The organism is Rhodopseudomonas sp. (assembly GCF_048594845.1).
Taxonomy (GTDB): domain Bacteria; phylum Pseudomonadota; class Alphaproteobacteria; order Rhizobiales; family Xanthobacteraceae; genus Rhodopseudomonas.
In genome coordinates this window covers 16,868-28,670 of sequence record NZ_JBMDXE010000306.1, presented here as the reverse complement: position 1 = coordinate 28,670, position 11,803 = coordinate 16,868, and the positions used below count along the sequence as shown (strand labels likewise).

The following is an 11,803-nucleotide window of genomic DNA, read 5'->3' as shown; positions in this document are numbered from 1 at the left end:
CGGCGCTCTGATAGGTACCGACGATGGCACTCACTTTTTCCTGGGTGATCAGGCGCTCGGCTTCGGCGCGACCCTTCTGCGGATCGGCCTGATGGTCGGCGAACACCAGGCGGACCTTGGCGCCGCCGAGACCCGGTAGCCCTTCGCCACGTGCCAGCGGAAGATCGTAGTCGTAGTTGCCATTGATCAGCTCGGCCGCGGTCTGGAATGCCTTCTGCGCATCGACGCCGATCTGCGCGCTGGCTCCTGACAACGGATAGACGACGCCGATCACGACTTCCTTGGCCTGCGCGCGAGCAGCAGTGGCGAACGGCAGCACCGCCGCGGTCGCGGCGCCACCCAGCAGGAGATTACGGCGATCGATCTTCATGTCATATTCCTTTGTTACCAGCGCTGATGGTCAAGGGATCGAAGGTTCGGGATCGAAGTTCAGTTGGCCTCACAGCACGGCAAGGTGCTTGTTCTTCAGGTCGGTGACAAGCATCAATCCGGGCGCGTGTGTAATTGCGAACGGCACCTTCGCGGCTGCGATCACCGCCTGCGGAGTGACGCCGCATGCCCAGAACACCGGCAACTCATCCGGCTTGATTGTCACCGCGTCCCCGTAATCCGGCTTGGTGATGTCGGCGATGCCAATCGACTCGGGCAAACCGATATGCACCGGCGCGCCGTGAACCGACGGAAACCGCGAAGTGATCTGCACCGCACGGATCGCGTCCTTGGGCTTCAGCGGCCGCATCGACACAACCATCGGCCCAGCGAAGGGGCCCGCCGGCGTGCAGGGGATGTTGGTGCGATACATCGGCACGCGGACTTTCTCCTCGATGTGCCGGATCGGAATGTCGTCGGCGAGCAGCGCCTCTTCGAACGAGAACGAGCAGCCGATCACGAAAGCGACCAGATCGTCGCGCCAATGCGCCCGCACGTCCGCCGGCTCGTCGATCACCTCGCCGTCTCGCCAGACCCGGTAGGCCGGCACGTCGGTGCGGATGTCGAGGTCGATGCCAAGCGACGGGATCATCGGATTGCCGACGTCCGACATGCCGATGATCGGGCATGGCTTGGGGTTGAGCTGGCAGAAGCGGTGGAAGGCGCCGGCATACTTTTCAGGAAGGATGGCCAGGTTGCCCTGTACGTAGCCAGGCGCGACGCCGGCGGTCGAGTCGGCCAGTCCTGCGCGATAAGCGAGCCGCGCCTGATGAGATGGACTCATCGAACCGTCGGACTGGAACTGCTCACCTGCCGCAAAAACAGTCATTCTTCGGCTCCGCCTAATCTCTCGACAGTACTGGAGCGCAAGCCTAGTATAATGTCTAATCTTTGTTTCTGATCAGAAACGATAAAACTTCATTATCCATGATGAGGAGCCACACCCATGGTGGACTTCAAAGCGCTGGAAACCTTCCTCTGGGTTGTAACGCTCGGCAGCTTTCGCGGCGCCGCGCACAAGTTGAATACGACCCAACCCGCGATTTCCCAGCGCATTGCACAACTGGAACGCGAACTTGGCGTGCGGCTCCTGCAGCGTGATCACCGCATGGCGTCGCCGACGCCGAGCGGGCGGCAGCTGATGCTCTACGCCGAAAAACTGATCGGCCTGCGCACCGAAATGCTCGCCGTGGTTGGCGATCAGTCCAGCATGCGCGGCGTGCTACGGCTCGGTGTAGCCGAGACCATCGTCCACACCTGGCTGCCGCGCCTGATCGAGCGGGTCAATCGGCTGTATCCGAATTTGTCGCTCGAGATCGAAGTCGACATTACGCCGAACCTGCGCGCACGCCTGCTGGCTCAGGAGATCGAACTCGCCTTCTTGCTCGGCCCGATGACGGCATCCACGGTCCGCAGTCGAGTGCTGTGCGAATATCCGATCGGGCTGCTCGCGAGTCCGCAGCTGGGACTTGGACCGGGTCCCTTTACGGTCGAGGACCTCGCCCGTTTTCCGATCATCACCTTCCCACGCAAGACACAGCCCTACGAGATCGTCCGCTCTCTGTTCAACAAGCCGGAGCTGCCGCCGATACGGCTGCACGCCTCGGCGTCGCTCGGGACCGTGATCCACATGGCGATCGAGGGCCTGGGCATCGCCGTGATCCCGACCGCCATCGTCGAGAACGAACTTGCAGACGGACGGCTGCAATTGCTGGAGACCGACCTCAAAATTCCCCCGCTGCGTTTCTCCGCGAGCTGGCTCGCTTCACCCGACACGGTGGCCATCGAGCGCGTCGCCGAACTCGCGGTCGACATCGCTCACACCGGCGGCTTCATGCCCGAAGCGGCGGGCGAGACTGCGCCCGATGCAGCGCAGCTGCGCGAAGTTCTGCCGGCGCGCGAACCCGCAATCGGTTGACGCGCGCATCGGCGCGTTGAACTCTCTCATCTTCTGCCGCGCCGCTCGGCGCTGATTTGTCCGGAGACCGCATGACCAAGCCTGCCTCGAACCTGCAGATCGATTCCGCACGCCTGTGGGACACCATCCACACCACGGCGAAGTTCGGCGCCACGCCGAAAGGCGGCGTGCGGCGACTGACGCTGGGACAGGAAGACAAGCAGGTCCGCGACTGGTTTCGCAGCGCGTGCGAACAGGCAGGCCTCGAGGTTCGGGTCGATGCGCTCGGCAACATGTTCGCGCTCCGCAAGGGCCGCGACATGTCGAAGCCGCCGATCGGGCTCGGCTCCCATCTCGACACCCAGCCGACGGGCGGCAAGTTCGATGGCATCCTCGGCACCCTCGGCGCGCTGGAAGTGATCCGCACGCTGAACGACGCCGGCATCGAAACCGAGCTGCCGCTTTGCGTCACCAACTGGACCAACGAGGAAGGCTCACGCTACGCGCCGGCGATGATGGGATCGGCTGCTTTTGTCGGCGACTTCACCGTCGAAGATATTCTGAGCCGCAAAGACGCCGTCGACATCAGCGTCGCAGAGGCGCTGGACAGCATCGGCTATCGAGGCGATCAGGAGGTCGGCGCCCAGCCGTTCAGCGGCTTCATCGAGCTACATATCGAACAGGGGCCGATCCTCGAGGCTGAGGGCAAGACTATCGGCGTGGTCGAGAACGGTCAGGGTGTGCTGTGGTACGACGGCAAGATCACCGGCTTCGAAAGCCACGCCGGCTCCACCCCCATGAACCTGCGCCGCGACGCCCTGGCGACGCTCTCGGAGATCGTGCTTGCAGTCGAGCGGATCGCGACCGAGCTCGGCAATGCCGTCGGCACCGTCGGCGAGGCCGTGATCGCGGCACCGTCGCGCAATGTCATTCCGGGCGAGATCGCCTTCACCATCGACACCCGCAGCGCCGACGGCCAAATTCTGGCGGAGCTCGATACGCGCATTCGCGCCGCGGTCGCCGAGATCGCCGCCAAGCGCAAGGTCGAGGTGAAGCTCGATCTGGTCTGGCGCAAGGAGCCGACGCATTTCGACAAGACGCTGGTCAGCGCGGTCGCGACCGCCGCGGAAACGCTGGGCTATGCCAGCCGCCGCATCACCTCCGGCGCCGGCCACGACGCGTGCAACCTCAACGCCAAAATGCCGGCCGCGATGATCTTCGTGCCGTGCAAGGACGGCATCAGCCACAACGAGCTGGAGGATGCGACGCAGGCCGATTGCGCCGCCGGCGCCAACGTGCTGCTGCACACCGTGCTGTCGCTGGCCGGCGTCGCGAAGTAACACATCTCGGCTCGGGGAGACCTATAAATATGCACGCGGTGTTCGTCGATGCCAGCGAGACGCTGGCGCTCGTCATGGAGCAGCAGGCGCGAGCTGACGACCTTCCCATCGTGATCCATCGCGATCCGGACGTCAGCCCGGGCGATCTCCCCACCGTGCTGGGCGACGCCGCCATCGCCATCATCGATCACACCTACCTGCCGACCGCGATCGCGAAGCAATGCGCCGGGCTGAAACACGTGGTGTTTCTCGGCACCGGCGCGCGCAGCTACATGAACATCGAAGAGCTCGGCGAACTCGGCATCAGCGTGCACCTGATCCGCGGCTATGGCGACACCGCCGTCGCCGAGGCCACGATCGCGCTGATGTGGGCGGCGGCCCGCAACCTCGCGCTGATGGACCGCGAAATGCGCGCCGGCCAATGGCTGCGTGAGGACGGCATGCAGCTCACCGGCAAGACGCTCGGCCTGATTGGCTTCGGCGGCATCGGCGCCGAGGTCGCGCGGATCGCACACGGCTCCGGCATGCAGGTCCTCGCCTGGAATCGGACGCCGAAGACGGTGGCCGGTGTCAACTTTGTCGACATCGATACGCTGCTGAGAGAAAGCCACGTCGTCTCGCTGCATCTGCTGCTCGACGACGCGACCCGCGGCTTTCTCTCACGCGAACGGATCGCGGCGATGCGGCCGGGTGCGATCCTGGTCAACACCGCACGCGCCGGCCTCACCGACGAGGCCGCGATGATCGACGCGCTGCGTGCCGGCCATCTGCGCCACGCCGCGCTGGACGTGTTCGACATCGAGCCGCTGCCGGCGGGCCATCCGCTGACCACGCTGCCGAACGTCACGCTCTCGGCGCACTCGGCGTTCCGCACACCGGAGGCGAGCGAGAATCTGATCGAGGCAGCGCTGGTCCATTGCCGCCGGATTGTGGCGGGCGACTAATCGTTTCTCGACAACCATCTCCTGACCAACAACCAATTACCGATCGCGATAACAATCCGGCATCGCCGCTGATCCCGATCAACGATGACGACCGCTTCCTCATGCAGAATTCCTGGGCTTTCAGGGAGTGAGGACATGAGGGACTGGTTTGCGGCTCTGGCCGTCGGGCTCGTGATCATTGTCGGCTGCGCCGCCGGTTTGGGCGGCACGCTGGCGTTCCTGCTGGCCTTCGGCATTGCGTGGTATCTGTTCGCGGCCCGGGATCTCGGCTTCGCCCGGGCGCGCGATACGCTGGGCATCAAGCTGCTGCCGCCGATCTGGCGGCGGGGCAACTGGCTCTGGATCGAGACGCTGTTCGACGACAGCGAGCGGTTGCTGATGGCCACCACCGTCGCGCTAATCGTCACGGCCGCCGCACTGATGTTCTGGCCGGACATCGTCTACGGCGTTGCGCTGCTGATCGTCGCGTTCTACGTCTCGGAGATTTTGCGGGGAAACGCCGGGCCACGGCCGCGCCGAATCCGCATTCCCGACGGAAGCCGTCCCACGACCGGCACAACAGAGGCTACACGGTCGGCAATCACACCGATGTTGACCTCGCCGCAGCGTTCCACACCAACGGCAGCTATCGATATTGCCGTGAGAGGTACGACCAAGCTCTCTCCTCCCGCGACCGCCGGCCTGCCGGGTGGAAGGATGATTGCAGAACCTTTCCGCCGGGACGGGAAGCGGAGGCTGCCGCGGCAGCGCCGCAAGACACCTCCAAAGGCCGGCGCACAACGATCGGTACCGGCGATGCGCGCGCAGCTCGGCAAGGCCAAGCCGGCGCAACGCACCAAACCGACGCTTCCGAGCCGCAAACCCGACTATCCGATCGCCATCCGGCCGCGGAAGCCGCTTCCGCAGCGCCCTCCCCTGCGGAAGCGGACGATGCGCAAGCCCCTACCGCAACTCGGCCGCGGCACGCCGAAGGCCGCCGCGGCCGTGAAACGCTAAGCGCCGGAAGCGCTATTCCACCATTTCCGCGACCGCCTTGCCGCAGGCCGTGGTATCGGCCTGGCCGCCGAGGTCACGGGTGCGCAGCGTGCGCTCGCCGAGCGTGCGTTCGATCGCCTTCACGATCGAATCCGCGGCCTGCTTCTCGCCGAGATGCTCGAGCATCATCGCGCCCGACCAGATCATCCCGATCGGATTGGCGATACCCTGACCGGCGATGTCCGGCGCCGAGCCGTGCACCGGCTCGAACACGCTTGGATAGTCACCATCCGGATTGATGTTGCCGGACGGCGCGATGCCAATCGTGCCGGTGCAGGCTGGGCCGAGATCTGAAAGAATGTCGCCGAACAGATTGGAGCCGACCACCACGTCGAACCAGTCCGGATGCAGCACGAAGTGCGCCGTGAGGATGTCGATGTGATACTTGTCCCACTTCACGTCGGGATAGGCCTTCGCCATCGCTTCGACGCGCTCGTCCCAATACGGCATGGTGATCGAGATGCCGTTCGACTTGGTCGCCGACGTCAAATGCCGCTTCGGCCGCGACTGCGCCAGCTCGAACGCAAACTTCAAGATGCGATCGACGCCGGTCCGGGTCATCACTGTCTGCTGGGTCACGAACTCGCGATCGGTGTCCGGAAACATCCGGCCGCCGACCGACGAATACTCACCCTCGGTGTTTTCGCGCACCACCCAGAAATCGATGTCACCCGGCTTGCGACCGGCAAGCGGTGACGGCACTCCCGGCATGAGCCGGACCGGACGCAAATTGACGTACTGATCGAATTCGCGGCGAAACTTGAGCAGCGAGCCCCACAGCGAGATGTGATCCGGGATCTTTTCCGGCCAGCCAACGGCGCCGAAGAAGATGGCGTCGTGCTTGCCGATCTTTTCCTTCCAGTCGTCCGGCATCATCTGGCCGTGCTTGGCATAGTAGTCGTAGCTGGCGAAGTCGAAATGATCGAACTTCACATTGACGCGGTGCTTCTTGGCCGCGGCCTCCAGCGCGCGCAGCCCCTCCGGCATCACTTCCTTGCCGATGCCATCGCCGGGAATGACCGCGATCCGATATTCGCTCTTGGTTGTCTTCGTGTTGTCCAAGGAGAGTTCCTCGATGCATAAGCTGCACAGAATGTCAGCACGATTGGTGTGGACCAATCTTCGTACGCGATCAACGCTGCAGCGCACACATTAACAACTATCAGCAACCAGCCATTGTGCTTGCCTGCGTCAAAACGCGCGCTACACTCTGCGCCGGCTGATCAACAAGGCCGCGGCCAACGCGCCCACAAAAGACGGAGCCAATGCGCCCGATAAATAAGAACAACGAGGAAACGTCATGACAGCAGCTCCCCCTTCATTCCACTCGTGGTCGATGCGCGCCGTTGTGATGGCGACGGCACTCGGCTTCGGCATCTCTTCCGCCTGGGCCGCCGATCCGATCAAGATCGGCGTGATCGCTGAAGCGCAGGCTATCGCCGGTGCCTCGATTCCGCAGGCCGCCCAGCTCGCCGCCGACGAGATCAACGCCAAGGGCGGCATCGATGGCCGCAAGATCGAGATCGTCACCTACGACAACCACTCATCCTCGGCCGATTCCGTGCGGGCGTTCCAGCGCGCCGTCAACGAGGACAAGGTGCACGCGGTGATCGCCAGCTACATTTCCGAAGTGGTGCTGGCGTTGATGCCCTGGGCGTCGCGCCTGAAGACGCCGTTGGTGACGCCGGGCGCCGCGTCCAATGAGATCAGCAAGGCGGTGAACAAGGATTATGAGAAGAACAAGTACACCTTCCACGGCTACCTGACCTCGGGCGAGCTCGCGCAGTCGGTCTGCGACGCCGCCAAGGACCTCTTGGTCGACGCGCGCAAGATGAAGAGCGCCGTGATCATGAGTGAGGACGCCGCCTGGACCAAGCCGCTCGACGTCGGCTACGAGGAGTGCCTGCCCAAGGTCGGCCTGAAGGTGCTGGATCATATCCGGTTCTCGCCCGACACCACCGACTTCACCCCCATCTTTAACAAGATCGAATCCTCCAAACCGGACGTGATCATCACCGGCATCTCGCATGTCGGCGTGCAGCCGACGGTGCAGTGGAAGAACCAGCAGGTGCCGATCCCGATGTTCGGCATCGCCTCGCAGGCCACCAACTCGACCTTCGGCAAGGACACCAACAACGCCTCCGACGGCGTGTTGTATCAAGGCGTCTCCGGCCCGGGCGTCGCGGTGACGCCGAAGTCGGTGCCGTTTGCCGACGCCTTCAAGGCCAAGTTCGGCAACTATCCGTCCTATGCGGGCTACACCGCCTATGACGAGGTCTATTACATCGCCGAGGCGGTGAAGCGAGGCGGTTCGACCGACGGCGACAAGCTGGTCGAAGCGCTCGAGAAGACCGATTACGAAGGCACGATCGGCCGCGTTCAGTTCTACGGCAAGGACGAGCCGTTCACCCACGGCCTGAAATACGGCAAGGGCCTGCTCACCGGCCTGATGCTGCAATGGCAGGACGGCCAGCAGGTCGCGGTTTGGCCGCCGGAAGTCGCGAAGGCCAAGATCAAGTTCCCGGCCTTCATCAAGGTGACGGCGAACTGAGCCTCGTCGTCATTGCGAGGAGCGAAACGACGAAGCAATCCAGCTCAATGCACCGGGCTGGATTGCTTTGCTTCGCTTCGCTCGCAATGACGGGATCTAATTCTGCGGCTTCAACGGAATGGCGGTTCGTCGTCCATGCTCCCCCTTCAAATCCTGATCGACGGTTTCGCCATCAGCGCGCTGTATGCGCTGGGTGCTACCGGATTCACCCTGATCTTCGGCGTTTCGGGCGTCCTTAATCTGTCACATGGCGCCATCATGGTCGCCGCGGCGGTGGCGGCCTGGGCGGCGTCGAGCACCTTCGGCATCGGCAGCTATCTCGGCGCGCTGGTCGGCGTCGCGACCGCCTTAATGGCGGCGCTGATCACCTATTTTGCGGTGGTGCAGCCGATCCAGCGTTCGCGGCGGATCGCCAACGAAGAGAAGGAAATCTTCGTCCTCACCGGCACGTTGCTGTGGGGCATCATGATCCAAGAGGCGATCGCCTACTTCTTCACCAACAACGCCAAGACGGTGCTGCCGATCGTTCAGGGCGTGGTCGAAATCTTTGGCGTGCGCACCCCGCGCAACCAGATCTTCACCGCGCTTGTCTGCTGCCTGGTGATCGCCCTGCTCTGGCTACTGGTGAACCGCACCAAGATGGGCAAGGCGGTGCTGGCTGCGTCGATGAACCCGCGCGGCGTCACGCTGCTCGGGCTGGAGTTGACCAACATCTATGTCGTGGTGTGGGCAATCTACGGCGTGCTCGCCGGCATCGCCGGCGTGTTGCTCGGCATGTTCCTCGGCGTGTCGTCCTACAGCGTGGGCCCGCTGACCGCGAGCGCGTTCTCGATCGTGGTGCTGGGCGGGCTCGGCAGCGTCTCCGGCTCGCTGATCGCCGCCTTCGTGGTCGGCTATCTCGAGACCTTCACGGCTTACATGATCTCCCCGGCCTACCGGACCATTCCGGCGCTGCTGCTGCTGGTGATCGTGATGTATCTGCGGCCGCAGGGCCTGCTGGGGAGACGCTGAGATGGGGTTCTTCAAGACGCGGCTGTTCTGGATCTCGCTGGTGATGGTCGTCGTCGCCTCGACGCTGCCGCTGTACGTCTCCGGCTACATCCTCGGGCTGCTGACCGTCGCCTACTATTTTGGCGTGTTCGCAATGTCGTGGGACCTGCTGTTCGGCTTCGCCGGCGAGGTCAATTTCGGTCCGACCTTCCTGATCGGCGTCGGCGCCTATACGGCCGGCATCATCAACAACCAGTATGGGCTGTCGCCGTATTTCTGCATCTTCATCGGCGCCGGCGCGTCGGTGATCGCCGGCTTCGTGCTGGCGCTGCCGGCGCTGCGGGTGCGTGGACCATATTTTGGCCTGACCACCCTGGTGGCGGTGCTGATGCTGCAGAACTTCATCGTGGTGTTCGCCGACCTCACCGGCGGCGAGATCGGCCTTACCATCCCCGACGTCATCACCATCAGCGCCAGCGCCAATTACTGGATCGCGCTCGGCTCCATGACGGTGAGTGCGGCGATCCTTTACGGCCTGTCTCAATCGCCGATCGGTCTCGTGCTGCAGGCGTCGGGACAGGACCCCGTCCAGGCCGGTGCACTCGGCTTCAACATCGTCAAGCACAAGTTGTTCGCCTTCGTGGTCAGCGCCTTCTTCTCCGGCCTCGCCGGTGCGCTGCTGGTGTTCTACTTCGGCACCGCTTCGGTCGGAACCGTGGTCGATATCGCGGTCGGCGTGAACGTCATCGTCGCGGCCGTGCTCGGCGGACGGCGCACAGTGCTGGGCGCGGCGCTCGGCGCGATCTTCCTGATCGTCGCCGGCGAATTCCTGCGGCCGACCGGCGAGCTCGCCACCTTCATCGTCTCGGCGATCGCCCTGCTCGTCGTGCTGTTCTTCCCCGGCGGCTTCCTCGGCGCCGCCATGTCTCGAGACACAACTCCGAAAGAGGCGCGCACCTGATGGACGCCAGCAACTTTGCGCCCGTACTCGAAGCGCGCGGTCTCACCAAGAAGTTCGGCGGTCTCACCGCGGTCAAAAACTTGTCGTTCGACCTGCGTGCCGGCGAAATCTTCGGGCTGATCGGACCGAACGGCTCAGGCAAGTCGACCGCGATGAAATCACTGATGGGCATCGAGCGTCCGACCTCCGGCGAGGTCGTGTTCGAAGGCGAGAACATCGCCGGCCTACCCGCGCACAAGATCGCCCGCAAGGGTTTTGGCATGGTGTTCCAGCATTCACGGCCGCTGAACCGGCAGACCGTGCTGGAAAACATCATGGTGGCGCTGCTGCCCGACAGCCTGCTGGCGCTGTTTCACGACAAGGCTCTGACCGAACGCGCCGAAGCGATCGCTGAGCGCGTCGGGCTCGGCGGGGTGATGCGACGCAAGCCGCCGACTTTGCCGTTCGCCGATCTGCGCCGGCTGGAGCTGGCGAAAGCCATTGCGCGCGACCCCAAGGTGGTGCTGGTCGACGAACCTTTCGCAGGGCTGACGCGGGCGGAAGTCGGCGTGGTCTCCGAACTGATCGCCAGCTTCCGGGCCGAAGGCCGCGCGGTGCTGCTGGTCGACCACAACGTCAAGAGCGTCGCGGCGCTGGTCGACCGCGTTCTGGCGATGTATCTGGGCGAAGAAATCTGCACCGGCGCCGCTGCCGACGTGATGAAGAACGAGACGGTGCGGCGTGTCTATCTCGGCGGCAAGATCGAGACCTCGGCGCGGCCGGAGACCAGCTTCAAGGACAAGGTACCGCTGTTGCAGGTCGAGAACGTCAGCGTGTTCTACGGCAAGGCGCAGGCGCTGGAGAACGTCTCGATCCATGTCCACGAAGGCGAGTTCGTCTCGGTGGTCGGCCTCAACGGCGCCGGCAAGACGACGCTGTTCAACACCATCTCGGGCTTCCTGCCCTACACCGGCGAGATCGTGAAGGGCGGCGAGAAACTGCGCGGCATCTCAGCGGCCAAGATCGCGCGCGGCGGCATCGTCCAATGTCCCGAGTCGCGCGAGTTGTTCGGCGAAATGACCGTGCGGGAGAATCTCGACCTTGGCGGACAGGCCTTGCCCGACGCGGAGCGCGAGGCGCAGCTCGCCTGGTTGTTCGAGCTGTTTCCGATCCTGAAAGAACGCCACGGCCAGATGGCGCAGACGCTGTCGGGCGGCGAGCAGCAAATGCTGGCGATCGGCCGCGCGCTGATGATGAAGCCAAAAATCCTGATCCTCGACGAGCCGACGCTCGGCCTCGCGCCGGTGATCCTCGAGCAGCTGTCGAAGGCGCTTGAACGACTGCGCCAAACCACGCCGATCACGGTGCTGCTCGGCGAGCAGAACGTCACTTTCGCGCTACCGCACGCCGACCGCGTCTACGTGCTCGAACACGCGCGGATCGTGTGGGAAGGCGATCCGGCGCGGTTCGCAGCCGAAGCCGGCGAAGGTTATTTGTAATTGCAGGACCAGCGCCCCGCCGCCGATGCAAAGCTGCCATGAAGTAAGCGCGCCTCATCGGCTGAGCCCCGCGCGCCACACCCCCACCGGCACTGGCGGCACAACGCCGCGGTTTGATCCAGCGCAAGCGCCTCATCCTTTCGTGGGGCGTATCACAGCCTGAATCAAACCACGCGGA

The 11,803-nt window shown here is 64.0% G+C and carries 11 protein-coding genes; 8 read left to right on the top strand and 3 right to left on the bottom strand.

Annotated elements, in window-relative coordinates:
• Together ACOJTD_RS20100 and ACOJTD_RS20095 are read right to left on the bottom strand one after the other, a co-directional pair.
• On the bottom strand, positions 1 to 370 hold a 370-nt coding region (locus ACOJTD_RS20100; protein ID WP_420134628.1), incomplete at its 3' end, for an ABC transporter substrate-binding protein.
• 69 nt (positions 371 to 439) lie between these two features.
• Positions 440 to 1,258: a putative hydro-lyase gene (locus ACOJTD_RS20095; RefSeq protein WP_420134627.1), complete on the bottom strand. Its 819-nt coding sequence runs from the start codon at positions 1,256 to 1,258 to the stop codon at positions 440 to 442.
• Between the two features lie 117 nt (positions 1,259 to 1,375).
• Here ACOJTD_RS20095 and ACOJTD_RS20090 point away from each other — a divergent pair, with 117 nt between their 5' ends.
• The 4 genes from ACOJTD_RS20090 (at position 1,376) to ACOJTD_RS20075 (ending at position 5,606) form a co-directional block, all read left to right on the top strand.
• On the top strand, positions 1,376 to 2,347 hold the full coding sequence (locus ACOJTD_RS20090; RefSeq protein ID WP_420134626.1) for a LysR family transcriptional regulator: 972 nt from the start codon (positions 1,376 to 1,378) through the stop codon (positions 2,345 to 2,347).
• A gap of 71 nt (positions 2,348 to 2,418) precedes the next feature.
• Positions 2,419 to 3,666: a Zn-dependent hydrolase gene (locus tag ACOJTD_RS20085; protein ID WP_420134625.1), complete on the top strand. Its 1,248-nt coding sequence runs from the start codon at positions 2,419 to 2,421 to the stop codon at positions 3,664 to 3,666.
• 29 nt (positions 3,667 to 3,695) lie between these two features.
• Positions 3,696 to 4,610, top strand: coding sequence for an NAD(P)-dependent oxidoreductase (locus ACOJTD_RS20080; protein WP_420134624.1), 915 nt, complete (start codon positions 3,696 to 3,698; stop codon positions 4,608 to 4,610).
• A gap of 84 nt (positions 4,611 to 4,694) precedes the next feature.
• Positions 4,695 to 5,606 carry a hypothetical protein gene (locus ACOJTD_RS20075; protein ID WP_420134623.1) on the top strand — a complete coding sequence of 304 codons (912 nt, stop codon included), beginning with the start codon at positions 4,695 to 4,697 and terminating at the stop codon, positions 5,604 to 5,606.
• Positions 5,607 to 5,618: 12 nt separating this feature from the next.
• Here the strand turns inward: ACOJTD_RS20075 and ACOJTD_RS20070 are convergent, their stop codons facing one another.
• A complete protein-coding gene (locus ACOJTD_RS20070; RefSeq protein ID WP_420134622.1) occupies positions 5,619 to 6,707 on the bottom strand; it encodes a tartrate dehydrogenase in 1,089 nt (362 codons plus the stop codon).
• Positions 6,708 to 6,981: 274 nt separating this feature from the next.
• Between ACOJTD_RS20070 and ACOJTD_RS20065 the strand changes: the two genes are divergently transcribed.
• The 4 genes from ACOJTD_RS20065 (at position 6,982) to ACOJTD_RS20050 (ending at position 11,625) form a co-directional block, all read left to right on the top strand.
• The gene (locus tag ACOJTD_RS20065; RefSeq protein WP_420134630.1) at positions 6,982 to 8,196 is read left to right on the top strand and encodes an ABC transporter substrate-binding protein; all 1,215 of its coding nucleotides are present in this window, start codon (positions 6,982 to 6,984) and stop codon (positions 8,194 to 8,196) included.
• 135 nt (positions 8,197 to 8,331) lie between these two features.
• Positions 8,332 to 9,207: a branched-chain amino acid ABC transporter permease gene (locus ACOJTD_RS20060; RefSeq protein ID WP_420134621.1), complete on the top strand. Its 876-nt coding sequence runs from the start codon at positions 8,332 to 8,334 to the stop codon at positions 9,205 to 9,207.
• Between the two features lies 1 nt (position 9,208).
• Positions 9,209 to 10,147 (top strand): branched-chain amino acid ABC transporter permease, encoded by a 939-nt coding sequence (locus tag ACOJTD_RS20055; protein WP_420134620.1) that lies wholly within the window; start codon positions 9,209 to 9,211, stop codon positions 10,145 to 10,147.
• Positions 10,147 to 11,625 carry an ATP-binding cassette domain-containing protein gene (locus ACOJTD_RS20050; protein WP_420134619.1) on the top strand — a complete coding sequence of 493 codons (1,479 nt, stop codon included), beginning with the start codon at positions 10,147 to 10,149 and terminating at the stop codon, positions 11,623 to 11,625. The genes ACOJTD_RS20055 and ACOJTD_RS20050 overlap by 1 nt, the downstream gene beginning before the upstream one ends.
• Positions 11,626 to 11,803: the final 178 nt, after the last annotated feature.

What these genes read in the sequence shown, in the direction of transcription:
- ACOJTD_RS20095 (WP_420134627.1), bottom strand. Translation starts at nt 1,258, where the DNA reads ATGACTGTTTTTGCGGCAGGTGAGCAGTTCCAGTCCGACGGTTCGATG.
- ACOJTD_RS20090 (WP_420134626.1), top strand. Translation starts at nt 1,376, where the DNA reads ATGGTGGACTTCAAAGCGCTGGAAACCTTCCTCTGGGTTGTAACGCTC.
- ACOJTD_RS20085 (WP_420134625.1), top strand. Translation starts at nt 2,419, where the DNA reads ATGACCAAGCCTGCCTCGAACCTGCAGATCGATTCCGCACGCCTGTGG.
- ACOJTD_RS20080 (WP_420134624.1), top strand. Translation starts at nt 3,696, where the DNA reads ATGCACGCGGTGTTCGTCGATGCCAGCGAGACGCTGGCGCTCGTCATG.
- ACOJTD_RS20075 (WP_420134623.1), top strand. Translation starts at nt 4,695, where the DNA reads ATGACGACCGCTTCCTCATGCAGAATTCCTGGGCTTTCAGGGAGTGAG.
- ACOJTD_RS20065 (WP_420134630.1), top strand. Translation starts at nt 6,982, where the DNA reads ATGCGCGCCGTTGTGATGGCGACGGCACTCGGCTTCGGCATCTCTTCC.
- ACOJTD_RS20060 (WP_420134621.1), top strand. Translation starts at nt 8,332, where the DNA reads ATGCTCCCCCTTCAAATCCTGATCGACGGTTTCGCCATCAGCGCGCTG.
- ACOJTD_RS20055 (WP_420134620.1), top strand. Translation starts at nt 9,209, where the DNA reads ATGGGGTTCTTCAAGACGCGGCTGTTCTGGATCTCGCTGGTGATGGTC.
- ACOJTD_RS20050 (WP_420134619.1), top strand. Translation starts at nt 10,147, where the DNA reads ATGGACGCCAGCAACTTTGCGCCCGTACTCGAAGCGCGCGGTCTCACC.